Raw genomic sequence first — 18,196 nt, 5'->3', positions numbered from 1 at the left:
CGGACGCGCCGACCGGGTTCACCGGTGTATCGGCGGCGAAAGAGAGCCGGAAGACAGCCGGAAGACAGCCGAGAGCAAGCGGAAAGCAGGCGGCAGGCAGGCGGCAGGCAGGCGGGAGGCAGGCGGGAGGCAGGCGGAAAACGAGCGGAACGCGACGTTCCCGACCTTGCGGACCTGCCGTATGGAGCCCGTAAGGCCAGTGCGATGATGAGCCGGTCATGCCTGCCCCCCACGCGCGCGACACGCGTACCGGACTCGGACTCCGGCTGCTACGGGCCGCGGTGTTCGCCGCGGTCTGTGTCGCGCTGTCCGCGGGAGGACACACCCTCGCCTCGCACGCGCGCGTGCCGATGTGGACGTTCTGCGTCGGCTTCGCCGCCGTGTTCGCGGTGGCCGCGCCGCTCGCCGGGCGGGCCCGCGCGCTGCCGGGCATCGCCGCCGCGCTCGCGGTCGGCCAGCTCGGGCTGCACACCCTGTTCGGCGCCGGGCAGCAGCACACCGCGCAGACCGCCACACAGGCCGCCGCCACGGCGGACGCCACGCTGATCGAGCGCGCCGCGCGCCTGGTGTGCGGGGCGTCGACAGCGGCGCTCAGCCCCACCCAGGCGTACCAGATCCTGGTGACCGCCCGGCTCGAACCGAGCGGCGGAGCTCACGCGCACCCGCTCGCCGCCGACCCGGCGTCGTCGGCCGCGGGACCGTATGCGGGAGCCTCCGCGTGGCCCCTGGCCTATCTACCCGATCTGCCCATGCTGCTCGGGCATCTGCTCGCGGCGCTCGCCGCTGGCTGGCTGCTGCGGCGGGGCGATCTGGCGCTGCTCCGGGTGTCCCAGCTCGCCTTGTACGGCGTCGCGGAGGGGGCGCTCGTACGGTCGCTGCGCGCCGCCCTGGCTCTCGTACGGGCGCTGACGGCCGGGCTCCCCGGGGTGCCCGAGCCCGGTCCGCGTACCCCGCGCACCGTGCTGCTCGCGCCGCCGGGGCCCCGTACGACCACACTCCAGCACACGGTGACCAGGCGCGGGCCGCCGCCCGCCGAGCTCGATCTCGCCGCCTGACGCGGCCCTGGTACGAACGCAACTCCGCAGCTGTACGTAGAAGTGCAGAGACGTCCGGAGATGTTCGGCCAGGTGGCGCGTCGCGCTCGCGCGTGCCCTCGCGGCCGCGCGCCCCGACACCGCTCATCGCCGCCGCTGATCACTGCTGGTCAGCGCTCACTGTGGAGTGTTTCCGCCATGGCTCTTCCGAAGACGAACTTCCGCTCCCTCTCCCTCTCCCGTTCGCGGCTGGCCGCCGTCGGCGCCGCCGCCGCCGGTGCCGTAGTCCTGCTGGCCGGACCCGCCGCCGCGCACGTCACCGTCCAGCCGGAGGGTGAGGCCAACAAGGGCTCGTACGCCACCGTCAACTTCAAGGTGCCGAACGAGCGCGACAACGCCTCGACCATGAAGCTGGAGGTCGCCTTCCCGTTCAAGGACCACCCGCTCGCCTCGGTGATGCCGCAGCCGGTGCCCGGCTGGGAGGTCGAGGTCACCAAGTCCAAGCTGGACAAGCCTCTGGAGATGCACGGCAAGAAGATCGACGAGGCCGTCTCCAAGGTCACCTGGACCGCCACCGGCAAGAGCGAGGACGCGGGCATCCAGCCGGGTACGTTCCAGCAGTTCCCGCTCTCCATGGGCCAGCTGCCGCACGACGCCGACCAGGTGGTGTTCAAGGCGATCCAGACGTACTCGAACGACGAGGTCGTGCGCTGGATCGAGGAGCCGAAGGAGAGCGGCGACGAACCCGACTCGCCCGCTCCCGTACTCCAGCTCGGTGACGGCGGGGACGGCCACGGCGCCCCGGCCAAGGACACCGACAAGGACGCCGCCAAGGACTCTGACGGCGGGTCCGACGACGCCAAGTCCGGTGCCGATGACGGCGCCAAGGACAGCACCCAGAACACCGCGTCGGCCAGCAGCAGTGACGGCCTCGCCCGTGGTCTGGGCATCGCGGGCATCGTCGTAGGCGCCGCCGGTGTCGCCTTCGGTGTGCTGGCCGGACGTCGGCGCACCACCAACTGACCTCCGCCTGGCGCACACACCGGGCCGGTCCCACCACCGGCCCGGTGTGCGCCGGGTCCACACCCTCTACCTGGGAACATCTCTCATGCGCAAGAAGACCCTCATCGCCGCCGCGATGCTCGCGACGGCCGCGTTGACCCTCTCCGCCTGCAGCAGCGGCGGGGACGGAGACGACGCCGACAAGCCGCTGGCCGACATCTCCACCTCGCAGGACGACACCAAAGCCGCGACCGTTCTCGACCAGCCCTTCACCAAGCCGGACCTGGTCCTGAAGGACACCAAGGGCGAGAAGTTTGACCTCCGTGAGGAGACCAAGGGCAAGCCGACGCTGCTCTACTTCGGCTACACCAACTGCCCCGACGCCTGTCCGCTGATCATGAGCAACCTCGCCATCGCGCGGAAGTCCCTGAGCAAGGCGGAGCAGGACAAACTCCAGGTCATCCTGGTCACCACCGACCCGGAGCGCGACACCCCCGAGCACCTCGGCAAGTGGCTGAAGGGGCAGGACCCCTCCTTCATCGGGCTGACCGGTGACTTCCCGACGATCCAGGCGAGCGCCAGGTCTCTCGGCATCTCCATCCTGGAGCCGGTGAAGGAGAAGGACGGCACGGTTACTTCGACGCACGGCAAGCAGCTCTTCGCCTTCTCGCCGAAGACCGACAAGGGGTACGTCTTCTACAACGCCGAGGAGGTCAGCGACGCCGACCTCAGCAAGGACCTGCCGAAGCTCATCAAGGGGGAGACGCCGTGAGCCGCCGCCACGGTGCTGGTGCCCGCGCTCTGATCGCCGCCATAGCCGTCGCCTCCGGCCTCGCCCTCGCGGGATGTTCGGACGACTCCACCAAGCCCGAGCTGAAGGTCAGCGGGGGCTTTGTGCCCAAGCCCGCCATGCCCGACATGGCGTCCGGTTTCTTCACCGTCACCAACAGCGGCGCGGAAGCGGACGAGCTGACCTCGGTCACCAGCGACGTCGGTGAGGTGACCATGCACACCACCAAGAACCAGGCGATGAAGGCGGTGTCGTCCTTCGACGTACCGGCGAACGGTGAGCTGAAGCTGGAACGCGGCGGCAACCACCTGATGCTGGAGAAGCTGAAGCGCACGCCGAAGCTGGGCGAGAAGGTCTCGGTGGAGCTCCACTTCGCCAAGTCCGGCACGGTGAAGGCCGAGCTGGACGTCAAGGCGGCCAACCACAACCCGAAGACCGAGGCCCAGACCAAGAACAAGACCGAGACTCAGCCCCATAGCCACACCCATACCGAGTGAGGGACTGACCGCTGATGAAGGCCACCGTCCCCCGTCTCCCTCGTCTGCCCCGCCTGCCCCGTCTTGGTCTGGTCGGGCAGCTGCTGCTCGTGCTGTGTGCCGTACTCGGCTCGCTGATCGTCAGCACGGCGCCCGCGTCCGCGCATGCCGCGCTGACCGCGAGCGACCCGGCGCAGGGTTCCGTCGTCCAGAAGGCTCCGGCGGAGGTGACCCTCACGTTCTCGGAGAAGGTCGCGCTCTCCGACGACGCCATCCGGGTGCTCGACCCTGAGGGCAACCAGGCCGACACCGGCAAGGTCAGCGACCTGAGCGGCGGGGGTGTCGTCAGCTACGGCGTGAAGCTGCGGCCTGGGCAGCCGGACGGCACCTTCACGGTGGCCTGGCAGGCGGTGTCGGCGGACAGCCATCCGATCTCGGGGGCCTTCACCTTCTCGATCGGGGCGCCGTCCACCACCACGGTCGCGCTGCCTGACCAGGCGGCGGGCGGTGGCGCGGTCGGCGTCCTGTACGGGCTGGCGCGCTACGTGTCGTACGCCGGGTTCATCGTGCTGGTCGGCGGGGCGGCCTTTGTGCTGCTCTGCAGTCCGCGGGCGGCCGAGCAGCGTCCGGTGCAGCGCCTGGTCGTCCAGGGCTGGCTAGCGCTGACGGGGGCGACGCTGGCGATGTTGCTGCTGCGGGGTCCGTACACCGGGTCGGGGAAGCTGGCTGACGTGCTCGACCTGGGCGCGATCGGCGACGTACTGAACACCAAGACGGGGGCCGCGCTGGTCTCCCGGCTGCTGCTGCTCGCGGCGGCGGCGCTGTTCGTGGCCGTACTTTTCGGTGCGTACGCGCGGCGTGCGGAGGGCGCGAAAGGCGCAGACGGCGACAGCGACAGCGGTGGTCAGGAGAAGAGGGACCTCGCCTTCGGTCTCGGCATCGGCGGGACGGTCGTCGCGGGTGGGCTCGCCGCGACCTGGGCGCTGGCCGAGCACGCGTCGACCGGTATCCAGACACAGCTGGCGATGCCGCTCGACGTGCTGCACATGCTGGCCGTCGCGGCGTGGCTGGGTGGTCTCGCGGCGTTGCTGGTCTCGCTGTACCGCACGCCGGTGGTGGAGCGGACGGCGGTGCGCCGGTTCTCGCGGGTCGCCTTGTGGTCGGTGGTCGTCCTGGCCGCGACGGGCGTGTACCAGTCGTGGCGGCAGGTCGGTTCCTGGTCGGCGCTGACCGGTACGGAGTACGGGCGGCTGCTGCTGATCAAGGTCGGGCTGGTCGTGGTGCTGCTCGGGGTCGCCTCGATCTCGCGGCGTTGGACGGAGCGGCTTGCCGAGGCGAAGGCGGTGGCATCGGCCGAGACGGGCTCCGCCACGACGGACACCGATTCGGCGGAGTTGGAGGGGACCGCCGACCCCGACCCCCAGCGCGCCGCCCAGCTGGCCCGCCAGCAGGCCGCGGTCGCCACCACCCGCGCCAAGCGCGACCGGGACGCCGACCAGGAGCGCTCCGGACTGCGCCGCTCCGTACTCGCCGAGGCCGCGATCGCCGTCGCCGTACTGGCCGTGACCACCATGCTGACCAGCACCGAGCCGGGCCGCACCGAGGTCGAGGCGGCCTCGGGGAGCGCCGTAGCCAGTGCTGGCCAGCCGACGGGCCCCATCAAGCTGACGATCCCGTTCGACACGGGCGGCGAGAACGGCGCGGGGAACGTGGAGATCGAGCTGGCGCCGGGCCGGGTCGGCTCCAACGAGGTGCACGTCTACGCCACCGACCCGAAGAACAAACCGCTCGACCTGGCCGAGATCAAGATCGCCTTCACGCTGGAGTCGCAGGACATCGGCCCGCTGCCGGTCACGCCCGACCGGGTCTCCACCGGACACTGGAGCGCGAGCGGCGTACAGATCCCGATGGCGGGCGACTGGCAGATCGAGGCCACCGTGCGGACCTCCGAGATCGACCAAGTGACCGTGGACAAGAACGCGAAGATCGGCTGAACCACCATGTCGGACACCTCTGGTACGAAGAACGCCACGCCCATCTCCCGGCGCCGACTCCTCGGCACCGCGGGCGCCACCGGTATCGCCCTCGGCACCGCGGGAGCCGCGGCCGGGTACGCGGCAGGACACGCCGCCGCCTCGCCCGACTCTCCCGGCTCGCCCGGGTCGGACAACCCCCCGCTGAGCTCCGTCGGTTCGACCGGCGTCAGCTTCGAGGGCGAGCGCCAGCCGGGCATCCTCACCCCCGCCCAGTCCTGCGGCCATCTGATCGCCTTCGACCTGGCGCCGGGCGCGGGCCGCAAGGAGGCGGCGGCCCTGCTGCGCCGCTGGTCGACGACGGCCAGGCGGCTGATGGACGGCAAGAACGGCGCGACCGGCGGGAACGGCAAGACCGGCGGGAACGGCGCGACCGGCGAGCCTGGCGGAGACGATCTCGGGATCGCCCGGGACGCGGGGCCCTCCTCGCTGACCGTCACCTTCGGCTTCGGCCGCAGCTTCTTCTCCCGTACGAAGCTGGAGAAGCAGCGCCCCGGCGCCCTCGACCCGCTGCCGGACTTCTCCTCCGACCAGCTTGACCCGGCCCGGAGCAACGGCGACCTCTGGGTGCAGATCGGCGCGAACGACGCCCTGGTCGCCTTCGAAGCGCTGCGCGCGATCCAGCGCGAGGCCGGTGACGCGGCGCGGGTGCGGTGGCAGATGAACGGCTTCAACCGCTCGCCGGGCGCGACCGCGCGGCCGATGACCTCCCGCAACCTGATGGGGCAGATCGACGGCACCAACAACCCCAAGGAGTCCGACGACGACTTCGAGCAGCGCATCTTCGTCCCCCGCGTCCCCCGCGAGGGTGAGGGGCCGGCGTGGATGGCGGGCGGCTCGTACGCGGTCGTCCGGCGCATCCGGATGCTGCTCGACGACTGGGATCGGCTCTCGCTGCCCGACCAGGAGAACGTCATCGGCCGCCGTAAGAAGGACGGCGCTCCCCTGTCGGCGGACCCGGACGGCACCGAGACCACCGAGATGGACCTCGACGCGACGGGCAAGGACGGCAAGGTGCTGGTGGCGGCCAACGCGCACGCGCGGATCTCCCGTCCTGACCAGAACGGCGGCGCCGCCATGCTCCGCCGCGCGTTCTCCTTCCACGACGGCTACGACACCGGCGGGGTGCCGGACGCGGGGCTGCTCTTCGTCTGCTGGCAGGCCGATCCGCTGCGCGGCTTCGTGCCGGTGCAGCGCAAGCTGGATCGGGGGGACGCGCTCTCGGCGTTCATCCGGCACGAGTCGAGCGGCCTGTTCGCGGTGCCGGGCGGGGCCGGTAAGGGGGAGTACGTGGGGCAGCGGTTGCTGGAATCGTGAGCGTGCGTCGTGAGCGTGCTGCCCGAAATGTGAGACCAGGGCCGGGAGTGCGCGGAGCCCATTAGGGTGACCGTATGTCGGCTACGCGCTACACCTATCTCGGCCCTGAGGGCACCTTCACCGAAGCCGCCCTGCGTACGCTCCCGGAGGCGGCCACCCGCGAGCTCGTCCCGATGGTGTCCGTGCCCGCGGCCCTGGACGCGGTGCGTAACGGCGAGGCCGCGGCCGCCCTCGTACCGATCGAGAACTCGGTGGAGGGCGGGGTCACCACGACCCTCGACCAGCTCGCCACCGGCGAGCCGCTGATGATCTACCGCGAGGTGGTCCTGCCGATCGCCTTCGCGCTGCTGGTGCGCCCCGGCACCGCGTTGTCCGACATCAAGACGGTCACCGGCCACCCGGTCGCCCAGCCGCAGGTGCGCAACTGGCTGGCGGCGAACCTGCCGGACGCGCTCTGGGAGTCCTCCGCCTCCAACGCCGACGGTGCGCGGCTGGTGCGGGAGGGGAAGTACGACGCGGCCTTCGCGGGTGAGTTCGCGGCGGCGACGTACGGCCTTGAGGCGCTGGTCACCGACATCCACGACGCCCAGAAGGCGGCGACCCGGTTCGTGCTGGTCGGCCGCCCGGCCCGGCCCGCCGCGCCGACCGGCGCCGACCGTACGTCGGTGGTCATCTGGCTGGGCGACGACCACCCTGGCGCGCTGCTCGAACTGCTACAGGAGTTCGCGGTACGGGGGGTCAACCTGGTGCGCCTGGAGTCGCGGCCCACCGGTGAGGGCATCGGTACGTACTGCTTCTCGGTGGACGCCGAGGGGCACATCACCGACCGCAGGGTCGGCGAGGCGCTGATGGGGCTCAAGCGGATCTGTCCCCAGGTGCGGTTCCTGGGGTCGTATCCGCGAGCCGGGGTCTCGCGCGGGGACGTACGGCCGCTGCGGCCCGGGACGTCGGACAGCGAGTTCCTGGAGGCGTCGGACTGGTTGACGCGCTGCCAGGACGGTCGCTTCTGACGGTCGTTCTGGCGGTCACTGGCGGTCGTTTCTGGCGGTCGCTGGCGGTCACTCATGGTCGCCTCTGGCGACCGTACGCCACGTTTCCCACAGCTGTCGGAAGTTATCCACAGGCCCGGTTCTCGACCTGGGGATAAGTCGACAGCAGGGTTGGGCACAGTCGACAAATCGCCCTAGAGACCGCGAGTGTGTCCACAGTCACGCAGGTCGCCGTTCGTCACCCTAATTCCCTTGAACAACTCTTTGGGGTGGGTGATTTCCACTCGAAAGTGGGTGTGAGTCGGGTTTGAGCCGGGAATCCTTCGACTCGCATTCCCCCCTGCCAGGGCAGGCTTCGGGAATCCACAGATCTTGAACACAGCCTGTGGATAACTCTCCTGGGCTGCGCGTTTCTGTGGACAAGGGACGCCAACTCCCGCCACGGAGAGGGAGGATCGGTCAAGCGGGCGCATCCGCTCTGCCCCGATTCAGGGAATGTCGCCCCTTTTCCTTGACCTCGTCGAATGATGCCGAATGATCATGTCGCGAGGAAATCAATAACCTCACCAATCCTCCCAATTGGGACATAGTGCCACGCAGGGGAATATCGAGTCGAGGGCCGGAACCACACACCGGTAGCCTTGAGGGGTGATTGACCTTCGCCAGCTTCGTGAGGACCCCGACCGTGTCCGCGCCTCCCAGCGCGCCCGTGGAGAGGACGTCGACCTGGTCGACTCCCTGCTCTCCGCCGACGAGCGGCGCAGGTCGTCCGGCATCCGCTTCGACGAGCTCCGCGCCGAGCAGAAGGCGCTCGGCAAGCTCATCCCCAAGGCCAGCGGGGACGAGAAGGCCGAGCTGCTGAAGAAGGCCGGTGAACTCTCCGCCGCCGTCAAGGCCGCGAGCGCCACCCAGGACGAGGCCGAGGAGGAGACCAAGCGGCTGCTGAGCCAGCTCGGCAACCTCGTCCACCCGGACGTTCCGGTCGGCGGCGAGGAGGACTTCACCGTCCTGGAGACGCACGGCACCATCCGCGACTTCGGTGCCGAGGGCTTCACGCCCAAGGACCACCTGGAGCTCGGCGAGGCGCTCGGCGCCATCGACGTCGAGCGCGGCGCCAAGGTGTCGGGCTCGCGCTTCTACTACCTGACGGGTGTCGGCGCCCTGCTGGAACTGGCCCTGGTCAACGCCGCGATCGCGCAGGCCACCGAGGCCGGGTTCATCCCGATGCTGACCCCCGCGCTGGTGCGCCCGCGCGCCATGGAGGGCACCGGTTTCCTCGGCCAGGCCGCGGAGAACGTCTACCACCTGGAGAAGGACGACTACTACCTGGTCGGCACCTCCGAGGTCCCGCTCGCCGCGTACCACATGGACGAGATCCTCGACGCGGACAAGCTGCCGCTGCGGTACGCGGGCTTCTCGCCGTGCTTCCGCCGCGAGGCCGGGACGTACGGCAAGGACACCCGCGGCATTTTCCGGGTGCACCAGTTCGACAAGGTCGAGATGTTCTCGTACGTCGCTCCCGAGGACGCCGAGAACGAGCACCGGCGCCTGCTGGAGTGGGAGAAGCAGTGGCTCACCGGCCTTGAGCTGCCCTTCCAGGTGATCGACGTGGCCACCGGCGACCTGGGGTCGTCCGCCTCGCGGAAGTTCGACTGCGAGGCCTGGATTCCGACGCAGGGTAAATACCGCGAGCTGACCTCGGCCTCCAACTGCGACGGCTTCCAGGCCCGCCGCCTGTCCGTGCGGATGCGCGACGGCAAGAAGGTCCAGCCGCTGGCCACGCTGAACGGCACGCTGTGCGCCGTACCGCGCACGATCGTGGCCCTCCTGGAGAACCACCAGCTGGCCGACGGGTCGGTACGGGTGCCCGAGATGCTCCGTCCCTACCTGGGCGGGCGCGAGCTGCTTGAGCCGGTCGCCAAGTGACCCTCTCCACCGAGGACGCCGGGTCCGCGGCCGCCCCGTTCCCGTATCAGCTGATCGCGACCGACCTGGACGGGACGCTGCTGCGCTCCGACGAGACGGTCTCCCTCCGTACGCGTGACGCGCTCAAGGCCGCCTGCGCGCGGGGCGCGGCACATATCGTCGTCACCGGCCGGGCGGTGCCCTGGACCCGGCACATCCTCGACGACCTCGGCTACGAGGGACTGGCGGTGTGCGGCCAGGGCGCGCAGCTCTACCACGCGGGGGAGCACCGGCTGCTCACCTCGGTGACGCTCGACCGCCAGCTGGCCGGTCTCGCCGTGTCCAAGATCGAGGCGGAGGTCGGCCCGCTGGCCCTGGCCGCGAGCCGGGACGGGGTGGCGGGCGAGGTGCTGGTCGGCCCCGGCTACCGGGTGCAGGAAGGCCCGCTGCCCGTGGTCGAGCTCACCGGCACCGACGAACTGTGGACGGCGCCGCTGAACAAGGTCTACCTCCAGCACCCCGGCCTCTCCGACGACGCGCTGGCGGAGGTCGCGCGGCAGGTCGCCGGAGACCTGGTGGGGGTGACCATGGCCGGTGCGGGCATCGTCGAGCTGCTGCCGCTCGGCCTCTCCAAGGCCACCGGGCTCTCGCTGGCCGCGCGGCGGCTCGGGCTCAAGGCCGCGGACACGATCGCCTTCGGCGACATGCCCAACGACATCCCGATGTTCGCCTGGGCTGCCCACGGGGTGGCCATGGCCGACGCCCACGCCGAGCTGACGGCGGTGGCGGACGAGGTGACGACGTCCAACGAGGACGACGGGATCGCCCGGGTCCTGGAGCGCTGGCTGTAGGTGCCCGGGCCACTAGTCCTCTAGGCCTCTAGGCCTCTAGGCCTCTAGGCCTCTAGGCCGGGGCGGGACCAGGCCACAGGGCCTGGTCCCACCCGCCGCTCACTCCTCGCCCGCCAGCGTGAGCGTGCGCAGCTTCTGGCTGGCGTACCAGGTGGCGCCGACCGTCACGGCGGCCAGCAGAATCGCGGCGGCCGGGAGGCCGACGGCGGAGCTGACCAGCTCGCCGCCCGCGACGTCCTCCGCAAGGGCGAGGGACCACTGCTGGACGCTGAGCGTCTTGGCGCCCTCGATCAGCGAGCCGAAGAGCGTCTCCCAGACCAGGGCGTAGACCAGCCCGATGACCACGGCGTGCCTGCTGACCGTGCCCAGCAGCAGGAAGAGCGCGGCGTACGCGATCGAGGCGACCAGCGCGGCGACGGTGTAGGCCACCGCGATCTGCTGGCCGTTGCCGTTCAGGATCAGTCCGGCGGCGAAGGTGGGGATCGCCGAGAAGGCCATGGTCACGGCAATGGCGACGGTCAGCTTGGTGAGGATGATCGTCGGCCGTTTGATGGGCTTGGCCAGCAGATACACCACCGAGCCGTCGTCGATCTCCGGGCCGATCGCGCCGGTGCCCGCGATGACGCCGATCAGCGGCACCATCGTGGCGAGCGCGAACCCGCCTAGCACGTCGGCGGCGATCTGGTCGTCGGCGCCGCTGAAGCCGCGTACCGCACCAGCGATCAACAGCAACAGGGCGGGCAGCGTGAACAGGATGAGGGCCCGGCGGCGGCCGAGCAGGGCCCGGTAGGTGAGCCGGGCGACAGTGGGGTTATAGACATCGAACATGGCCGTAAGGCTCCCTTCAGGCCGCGACGAGGTAGGAGAAGACCGACTCAAGGGACTCGTCGGACGGCGAGACCGTGAGGAGTCGGATGTGGTGCTCCTGGGCGACCTTCGGGAGCAGTTCGGTGAACCGCGCGAAGTCCACGGCCTGGACGCGCAGCGCGCCCTCGGCGAGGTCCACCTCGATGCCCGCCGTGGACGGGTCGGCGATCAGTGCGGCGGCCAGCGCGCGGTCGTCGCTGGAGCGCACCAGATAGCGGTGCGGGCGGTCGGTCATCAGGCGGCGGATCCGGCGGAAGTCGCCGCTGGCGGCGTGCCGTCCTGCGACGATCACCTCGATGTGCGCGGCGAGTTGCTCGACCTCCTCCAGGATGTGCGAGGAGAACAGCACGGTGCGGCCGTCGTCGCCCATCCGGCGCAGCAGGTCCATCAGGTGCATGCGCTGGCGTGGGTCCATGCCGTTGAAGGGCTCGTCGAGCAACAGTACGGACGGGTCGTGTACCAGCGCGGACGCCATCTTCACGCGCTGCCGCATGCCCTTGCTGTACGTGGAGATCTTGCGGTCCTCCGCGTACTCCATCTCGACCGTGGCGAGCGCCCGCTGGGCGGCCTTCTTGCCCAGGCCGTGCAGTTCGGCGTTGGCGACGACGAACTCCTTGCCGGTGAGGAAGTCGTACATCGCCTCGCGTTCGGGGACGATGCCGATCTCGCGGTAGATCTGTTCGTTGCGCCAGATGGTCTTGCCGTCGAGGGTGACCGTGCCCGTGGAGGGGGCGAGGAAGCCGCCCATCATGTTGATCAGGGTGGACTTGCCGGCGCCGTTGGGGCCGAGCAGTCCGGTGACGCCGGGGCCGATCGTCATCGTGATGTCGTTGACGGCCACCACGTTCCCGAACCAGCGGGAGGTGTGGTCGATGTTGAGCGTGGTCACAGCCCGACCTTTCGGTAGCGGCGCATCAGGGCTCCGTACGAGCCCGCGACGAGTGCGAGGACGACCAGCAGGTAGATGACGCCCATGCCGGTGCTTGGGCCTTCCCCGTAGGGGAAGGCGGTCGAGGCGCCGAGGAACGCCGTCTGCACACCGTCGATCAGCGTCATGGGCGAGAACAGGCCGAGCCAGGAGACCGCGTCGATGGAGCCCTGTTCCCCGGCGATGGCCTGCACCGTGGACACCGCGCCGTAGGAGACGGTGAGCACGGCGATCACGGCGGCGACCCCGAAGCCACGGCGCGGCGTCAGCGCGGCCAGCACCAGGCCGATGCCCGCGAAGAGCACGGAGAGCAGCGCGACGGAGACCAGGCCCTGTGCGAAGCCTTTCGTCTGGTCGGTGAAGTCCATCTTGGCGAGCAGCGATCCGATGTAGAGGATGACGACGGGGGCGGCCGTCAGGACGAAGAGGGCCGAGGTCATCGCCGCGTACTTGGCGAGTACGTAGTCGATCCGCTCGATCGGGCGCGAGAAGTACAGCGGTACGGACTGGAAGCGCAGGTCGCGGGAGACCGACTGGGGGGCCTGGGCGGCCAGGTAGAGCGCGATGACGGCCTGGGTGACGATCGCGTAGCGCGTGTAGTCCAGCGGCAGGTCGTTCAGGTCGGTGGCGACGGCGACCGCGACGATGATCAACGCGGGCAGGCACATCACCGCGAGGAGCAGCATCGGCAGCACCTTGGACTTGGCGCTGCGACCGAGGCCGTACGCGCCGCGTAGGGACTGCGAGAACAGGGACCTGCGGGCGTACGCGCGGCCGAGGCGTGGGCCCTCGTAGTCGCGGTAGCCGATGTTGTGGATCTGGGTGGTGTCGGTGCTCATCGGACCTGTACCTCCGGTGCCTGCGACGCGGCCGCTGCGGTGCTTCCGGCGGTGGCCGTGCTCGCGGCCGTCTCCGGGTGGAAGACCTCCGCGATGTGGTGGCGGCGCTGTTCCATGCGGACGAGTCCGAGGCCGAGGTCGGCGACGGTGTCGCGGACGGTGTCGTACGTCTGCTCGCCGGTGGCCTCGATCAGCAGGATGTGTCCGGCGCCGGGCAGTCCTGGCGGGGCGTTCTCGGGGGTGCCGAGCAGCGTGACGCCCGCGGCGGCGAGTGCGTCGCGCACGGCCCGGGTGCCGTCCGGGTGGGTGTCGGTGTCGGTGACCTCGATCGCGAGGGTGCCCATGGTCTGGGTGAAGTCGCTGGTGGAGCTGGAGCGCAGCAGGGCGCCGCCGTCGATGACGACGACGTGGTCGCAGGTCCGCTCCAGCTCGCCGAGCAGGTGCGAAGTGACCAGGACGGAGATACCGAAGTCGGTGTGGACGCGGCGGATCAGGTCGAGCATGTCGTCCCGGCCGACCGGGTCGAGGCCGTTGGTGGGTTCGTCCAGGAAGACCAGCTGGGGGTCGTGGACGAGCGCCTGGGCCAGCTTGACCCGCTGCTTCATGCCGGTCGAGTAGCCGCCGATGGGGCGGTACCGCTCTTCGTAGAGGCCGACATGGCGCAGGGTGTCGGCGGTCCGTTCGCGTGCCGCGGTGGGCGGCAGGCCGGACATCCGGGCCATGTGGACGACGAACTCGGTGGCCGAGACATCGGGCGGCAGGCAGTCGTGCTCCGGCATGTAGCCGACCCGCTCGCGGATGTCACCGCCGTGGGTGGCGACGTCCAGGCCGAGCACGCTGGCACGGCCTTCGGTCGCTGGGGACAGACCCAGCAAGATCTTGATCAGGGTCGACTTTCCGGCTCCGTTGGCACCGACGAGTCCGGTCACACCGGGGCCGATATCCACGGAGAGCCGGTCAAGAGCGGTCACCCGGGGGAACCGCTTGCTCAGGCTTTCGGTCGCGATCACAGTCACACCTCGACGGTAGTGGCGCGGACCACACCAGACGTCAGACCAGGCGGCTGCTTCGGCCTCCGACTTGGGGCGTACGGGCCCGTAGGGGTCATCCCAGAGGCCCGTGCTCGCGTGTCAGGGGCAGAGGGGAGGAGCAGTGCCGGGCAGGAGCCAGGGCGGGGGCGGGGGCGGAGTTATCCACAGGCTGGCGCGGGCCTCTTGACGTAGCCGCTGAGCATTGTCACATTCATCAGTGTCAAGTTACGAGCACGTACCGCACACGGGACGGACGGGTGGCATGACCTCAGCGGTGATGTCTGAACTCAGCGCGGAGCTGCGAGGGTTCAGGGAAGTGCAGGCTCTGGCGTACGAGTGCGCGGAGGCGGTCGCGGCGCAACTCAGGCCGGGGGTGACCGAGCGCGAGGCCGCGCGGATGCAGCGCGAGTGGCTGCGTGAGCGCGGGGTGCGGGACTGGTTCCATCTGCCCTTCGCCTGGTTCGGGGACCGCACGGCGTTCGTGGGCTTCCGGGTGCCGCTCCAGTTCTTCCCGACCCACCGGAAGCTGGAGCCGGGGATGCCCTTCATCCTCGACATGGCCCCGGTCCACCAGGGCTACACCTCGGACATCGGGTACTCGGGGTGCCTGGGCCTCAACCCCGTGCACGACCGGCTGCTCGCGGATCTTCAGACACACCGCGAGCTGATCCTGCGGGAAGTCCGGGAACGACGACCACTACGGGAGATCTACGAGAGCGTGGACCGGCTGATGGTCCGCCAGGGCTACGCCAACCGGCACCGCGCCTACCCGTTCGGGGTCATCGCGCACAAGGTCGGCCGGATCAGGGAGCGCCGCTGGTCGCCGACGGTGTTCGGGTTCGGCACGCAGGCGCTCAAGGGCCTGGCGGGGGACGCCATCCACGGTCACCGCGACGGCTGGTCACCGCTGTGGAGCCCGTACCGATTCTCCGACCATCCGCCCCAGCCGGGCCTGTGGGCGGTCGAACCCCACCTCGGATTCCGGGGTACGGGCGCGAAGTTCGAGGAGCTCCTGGTGGTCACCGACTCCAGGGACCCGGAGCAGAGCGCGTTCTGGCTGGATGACGATCTGCCGCATGTGCGGCGCTGGGCGGAGGACGCGGTATGAGCGGGCAGAGTCGGCAGAGCGGCCAGAGTGGGCTGGGCGGCCAGAGTGGGCTGGGCGGGCTGAGCGGGCAGGGCGGACAGGGGCGGCAGGTTCTGGCAGGGGCGCGGGAGCGCTGGGTCCGTACCGGCGGGGTGGAGCTGTGCGTCGCCGAGCTGGGGGACGCCTCGCAGCCGACCGTCCTGCTCGTGCACGGCTACCCGGACTCCAAGGAGGTCTGGTCCGAGGTCGCCGCGCACCTGTCGGAGCGCTTCCATGTGGTGCTGTACGACGTCCGTGGACACGGCAGGTCGACGGCGCCGACCCCCCTGCGCGGCGGCTTCACACTGGAGAAGCTGACCGATGACTTCCTGGCGGTCGCGGACGCGGTCAGCCCGGACCGTCCGGTGCACCTGGTGGGGCACGACTGGGGCTCGGTGCAGTCCTGGGAGTTCGTGACGGTCCGGCGTACGGAGGGCCGGATCGCTTCCTTCACCTCGATGTCGGGTCCGTCCCTCGACCACTTCGGACACTGGATCAAGAAGCGGATGACCCGTCCGACTCCGCGCCGGGTCGGCCAGCTGCTCGGCCAGGGCGCCAAGTCCTGGTACGTGTACCTGCTGCATACCCCGGTGCTCCCCGAGCTGGCCTGGCGCGGCCCGCTCGGCAGCCAGTGGCCGAAGATCCTGCGGCGCGTGGAGAAGGTACCGGCGGGGGACTACCCGACGCCCTCGCTCCGCACCGACGCCGCGCACGGCGCCTGGCTCTACCGGGACAACGTCCGCGCCCGGCTACGCAGGCCACGGGCCGACGCGTACGCCCACGCGCCGGTGCAGCTGATCACCCCGACCGGGGACCTGTTCCTCTCCCCGAAGCTGTACGAGGAGCTGGAGCTGTGGGCACCCCAGCTGACCCGCAGGACCCTGGCGGGCAAGCACTGGGTGCCGCGTACGCGCCCGGAGCAACTGGCCGCCTGGATCGCCGATTTCGTCCGGACGCACGAGGACCTCGGGCTGTCCTCGGCCCAGGGCGCGGCGGTGGCGCGGCCCAAGGCAGCGGCCGGGCGGCACGCGGACCGGTTCGGCGGCCAGTTGGTACTGGTCACCGGCGCGGCCAGCGGCATCGGGCGGGCCACCGCGTTCGCCTTCGCCGAGGCCGGGGCCAGAGTGGTGGCCGTCGACCGGGACGCCGACGGCGCCGCCCGTACGGCGGAGCTGTCCCGGTTGATCGGTGCCCCCGCCGCCTGGGCCGAGACGGTGGACGTCAGCGACGAGCAGGCCATGGAGAAGCTGGCGGAGAAGGTCAGCACGGAGTACGGCGTGCTGGACGTCCTGGTGAACAACGCCGGGATCGGGCTCTCCGGCTCCTTCTTCGACACCACGGCGGAGGACTGGAAGAAGGTCCTGGACGTCAATCTGTGGGGCGTTATCCACGGCTGCCGGATATTCGGCCAGCAGATGGCCGACCGAGGACAGGGCGGCCATATCGTCAACACCGCGTCGGCGGCCGCGTATCAGCCCTCCCGCGCCCTGCCCGCGTATTCCACGTCGAAGGCGGCGGTGCTGATGCTCAGCGAGTGCCTGCGCGCCGAGCTGGCGGGCCAGGACATCGGGGTCTCGGCCATCTGCCCCGGCATCGTCAACACGAACATCACCGCGACCGCCCGCTTCGCCGGGGTCGACGCGGCCGAGGAGAAGCGCCGCCAGAAGAAGTCGTCCCGGCTGTACGGCCTGCGCAACTTCCCACCGGAGCGGGTCGCCGACGCGGTCCTGGACGCGGTGGTGAAGAACCAAGCGGTGGTCCCGGTCACCCCGGAGTCGCGCGGCGCCTATCTGATGTCCCGCTTCGCGCCCAGGACGCTGCGCGCCATCGCCCGATGGGAGCCGCGGCTATGAGCCACCCCGTCACTCCGCGGCGGTCGTACCATCCCTCGCAGGAGGGCCCTCGCGTGAGGCGCACGGCAAGGACATGAAAGGGGTGGGGAGCGTGGAGGGCGAGCAGTCCGCCGCCGGTCACCGGTCCGAGCACCAGTCATCCGAGTACCGGTCGTCCGAGTACCGGATCGAAGACCTGGCGCATCGCAGTGGTGCCACGGTCCGCACGATCCGCGCCTACCAGGACCGCGGGCTGCTCCCCCGTCCCGAGCGGCGCGGCCGGGCGAACGTGTACGGGGACACGCATCTGGCCCGGCTGCGGCAGATCGCCGACCTGCTGGACCGCGGCTACACCCTGGCCTCCATCAAGGAGCTCCTTGAGGCCTGGGACGCGGGCCGTGGGCTCGGCGGGGTGCTCGGCCTGGTCGCCGAGGTCGACGGCCCGTGGACCGACGAGGAAGCCGACCGGATCAGCCGGGCCGAGCTCGACGCCAGGTTCGGCGGCCACCCGAACGACGCGGCGGTCAAGGAGGCCATCGACCTAGGTGTGCTGGAGCGGGTGGCGGGCCGCGACGACGAGTTCCTGGTGCCGAGCCCTCAAGAACTGGCGGTGGCCGTCGAGTTGTACGCGGCGGGTGTGCCGCTCAGCGCGATCGCCGCCCACCTCCGAGAGCTGCGGGGCCAGGTCGAGCACATCGCCTCCCGCTTCCTGGAGTTCACCACCGAGCACGTTTTCGCCCGCTACCTGGGGCACAGTCCGCCCACTGACGCGGACGCCGCCGAAGCGGCCGTACTGGTACGCCGTCTGCGTCCGCTGGCCCAGCAGACCGTCGACGCCGAACTCGCCCGCGCCATGCGCACGTTCGCCACCCGCCACCTCCAGCAGCACCTCGGCGCGACGACACTCGCACCCGAGCCATCCGGGGAGGTTCTGGTGCCCCTCCCGGCCCGAACGATTCAGGCGGTGCACCAGCTCGTCGGACAGGAGAACGCCCCGGCGTTCATCGCCGCGGCGGCCGAACGCGAGGTGCAGTCAAGGACCTTGGACGCCTTGGCCAGTGAAAGACCCTAATCCCCCCTGCCGGTTGTCCACAGTTTTCACCAACTAGCCTGTGGATAACTCAGGGTTCCTGTGGATCATGCCTCTCCCCCCGTTAATAACTGGGGAATTTCGGC

Annotated in this window: 16 protein-coding genes; 12 read left to right on the top strand and 4 right to left on the bottom strand. The window is 70.3% G+C overall.

Features of this window, described 5'->3' with window-relative positions:
• The first annotated feature begins 218 nt into the window (after positions 1-218).
• The 9 genes from GCN81_RS31190 to GCN81_RS31150 all read left to right on the top strand — a co-directional run bounded on the left by GCN81_RS31190 (position 219) and on the right by GCN81_RS31150 (position 10,397).
• Positions 219-1,055 (top strand): hypothetical protein, encoded by an 837-nt coding sequence (locus GCN81_RS31190; protein ID WP_156727886.1) that lies wholly within the window; start codon positions 219-221, stop codon positions 1,053-1,055.
• Positions 1,056-1,232: 177 nt separating this feature from the next.
• Positions 1,233-2,057 (top strand): YcnI family copper-binding membrane protein, encoded by an 825-nt coding sequence (locus tag GCN81_RS31185; RefSeq protein ID WP_156727885.1) that lies wholly within the window; start codon positions 1,233-1,235, stop codon positions 2,055-2,057.
• Between the two features lie 85 nt (positions 2,058-2,142).
• Positions 2,143-2,808, top strand: coding sequence for an SCO family protein (locus GCN81_RS31180; RefSeq protein ID WP_156727884.1), 666 nt, complete (start codon positions 2,143-2,145; stop codon positions 2,806-2,808).
• Positions 2,805-3,323, top strand: coding sequence for a copper chaperone PCu(A)C (locus GCN81_RS31175; protein ID WP_156727883.1), 519 nt, complete (start codon positions 2,805-2,807; stop codon positions 3,321-3,323). The genes GCN81_RS31180 and GCN81_RS31175 overlap by 4 nt, the downstream gene beginning before the upstream one ends.
• Positions 3,324-3,337: 14 nt before the next feature.
• The gene (locus GCN81_RS31170) at positions 3,338-5,296 is read left to right on the top strand and encodes a copper resistance CopC/CopD family protein (RefSeq protein WP_156727882.1); all 1,959 of its coding nucleotides are present in this window, start codon (positions 3,338-3,340) and stop codon (positions 5,294-5,296) included.
• 6 nt (positions 5,297-5,302) lie between these two features.
• A complete protein-coding gene (gene efeB / locus GCN81_RS31165) occupies positions 5,303-6,652 on the top strand; it encodes an iron uptake transporter deferrochelatase/peroxidase subunit (RefSeq protein WP_156727881.1) in 1,350 nt (449 codons plus the stop codon).
• A 74-nt stretch (positions 6,653-6,726) separates the two neighbouring features.
• Positions 6,727-7,662, top strand: a complete 936-nt coding sequence (gene pheA, locus GCN81_RS31160; protein ID WP_156727880.1) for a prephenate dehydratase — start codon at positions 6,727-6,729, stop codon at positions 7,660-7,662.
• Positions 7,663-8,289: 627 nt separating this feature from the next.
• Positions 8,290-9,567 carry a serine--tRNA ligase gene (serS, locus tag GCN81_RS31155; protein ID WP_156727879.1) on the top strand — a complete coding sequence of 426 codons (1,278 nt, stop codon included), beginning with the start codon at positions 8,290-8,292 and terminating at the stop codon, positions 9,565-9,567.
• Positions 9,564-10,397: an HAD family hydrolase gene (locus GCN81_RS31150; RefSeq protein ID WP_156727878.1), complete on the top strand. Its 834-nt coding sequence runs from the start codon at positions 9,564-9,566 to the stop codon at positions 10,395-10,397. Before serS ends, GCN81_RS31150 begins: the two co-directional genes overlap by 4 nt.
• Positions 10,398-10,496: 99 nt before the next feature.
• Here the strand turns inward: GCN81_RS31150 and GCN81_RS31145 are convergent, their stop codons facing one another.
• The 4 genes from GCN81_RS31145 to GCN81_RS31130 are packed head-to-tail and all read right to left on the bottom strand — an operon-like array spanning position 10,497 to position 14,041.
• On the bottom strand, positions 10,497-11,225 hold the full coding sequence (locus tag GCN81_RS31145; RefSeq protein WP_156727877.1) for an ABC transporter permease: 729 nt from the start codon (positions 11,223-11,225) through the stop codon (positions 10,497-10,499).
• 16 nt (positions 11,226-11,241) lie between these two features.
• Positions 11,242-12,153, bottom strand: a complete 912-nt coding sequence (locus GCN81_RS31140; protein WP_156727876.1) for an ABC transporter ATP-binding protein — start codon at positions 12,151-12,153, stop codon at positions 11,242-11,244.
• Complete coding sequence (locus GCN81_RS31135) at positions 12,150-13,031, bottom strand: ABC transporter permease (protein WP_156727875.1); 882 nt, start codon at positions 13,029-13,031, stop codon at positions 12,150-12,152. The genes GCN81_RS31140 and GCN81_RS31135 overlap by 4 nt, the downstream gene beginning before the upstream one ends.
• On the bottom strand, positions 13,028-14,041 hold the full coding sequence (locus GCN81_RS31130) for an ABC transporter ATP-binding protein (RefSeq protein ID WP_156728016.1): 1,014 nt from the start codon (positions 14,039-14,041) through the stop codon (positions 13,028-13,030). Before GCN81_RS31130 ends, GCN81_RS31135 begins: the two co-directional genes overlap by 4 nt.
• Positions 14,042-14,324: 283 nt before the next feature.
• On the opposite strand from GCN81_RS31130, the gene GCN81_RS31125 reads away from it, so the two are divergent.
• From GCN81_RS31125 to GCN81_RS31115, 3 genes are all read left to right on the top strand, one after another.
• On the top strand, positions 14,325-15,170 hold the full coding sequence (locus GCN81_RS31125; RefSeq protein ID WP_156727874.1) for a M24 family metallopeptidase: 846 nt from the start codon (positions 14,325-14,327) through the stop codon (positions 15,168-15,170).
• Positions 15,167-17,041, top strand: coding sequence for an SDR family oxidoreductase (locus GCN81_RS31120; protein WP_156727873.1), 1,875 nt, complete (start codon positions 15,167-15,169; stop codon positions 17,039-17,041). The genes GCN81_RS31125 and GCN81_RS31120 overlap by 4 nt, the downstream gene beginning before the upstream one ends.
• Before the next feature lie 73 nt (positions 17,042-17,114).
• Positions 17,115-18,092: a MerR family transcriptional regulator gene (locus GCN81_RS31115; RefSeq protein ID WP_156727872.1), complete on the top strand. Its 978-nt coding sequence runs from the start codon at positions 17,115-17,117 to the stop codon at positions 18,090-18,092.
• Positions 18,093-18,196: the final 104 nt, after the last annotated feature.

It is taken from the genome of Streptomyces apocyni (assembly GCF_009739465.1).
GTDB lineage: Bacteria > Actinomycetota > Actinomycetes > Streptomycetales > Streptomycetaceae > Streptomyces > Streptomyces apocyni.
This window is presented reverse-complemented; position numbering and strand designations above follow the sequence as displayed.

Bases quoted from the DNA above. Each gene is read 5' to 3' on its own strand.
- GCN81_RS31190 (WP_156727886.1), top strand. From the start codon at position 219: ATGCCTGCCCCCCACGCGCGCGACACGCGTACCGGACTCGGACTCCGG.
- GCN81_RS31185 (WP_156727885.1), top strand. From the start codon at position 1,233: ATGGCTCTTCCGAAGACGAACTTCCGCTCCCTCTCCCTCTCCCGTTCG.
- GCN81_RS31180 (WP_156727884.1), top strand. From the start codon at position 2,143: ATGCGCAAGAAGACCCTCATCGCCGCCGCGATGCTCGCGACGGCCGCG.
- GCN81_RS31170 (WP_156727882.1), top strand. From the start codon at position 3,338: ATGAAGGCCACCGTCCCCCGTCTCCCTCGTCTGCCCCGCCTGCCCCGT.
- efeB (WP_156727881.1), top strand. From the start codon at position 5,303: ATGTCGGACACCTCTGGTACGAAGAACGCCACGCCCATCTCCCGGCGC.
- pheA (WP_156727880.1), top strand. From the start codon at position 6,727: ATGTCGGCTACGCGCTACACCTATCTCGGCCCTGAGGGCACCTTCACC.
- GCN81_RS31145 (WP_156727877.1), bottom strand. From the start codon at position 11,225: ATGTTCGATGTCTATAACCCCACTGTCGCCCGGCTCACCTACCGGGCC.
- GCN81_RS31135 (WP_156727875.1), bottom strand. From the start codon at position 13,031: ATGAGCACCGACACCACCCAGATCCACAACATCGGCTACCGCGACTAC.
- GCN81_RS31125 (WP_156727874.1), top strand. From the start codon at position 14,325: ATGACCTCAGCGGTGATGTCTGAACTCAGCGCGGAGCTGCGAGGGTTC.
- GCN81_RS31120 (WP_156727873.1), top strand. From the start codon at position 15,167: ATGAGCGGGCAGAGTCGGCAGAGCGGCCAGAGTGGGCTGGGCGGCCAG.
- GCN81_RS31115 (WP_156727872.1), top strand. From the start codon at position 17,115: ATGAAAGGGGTGGGGAGCGTGGAGGGCGAGCAGTCCGCCGCCGGTCAC.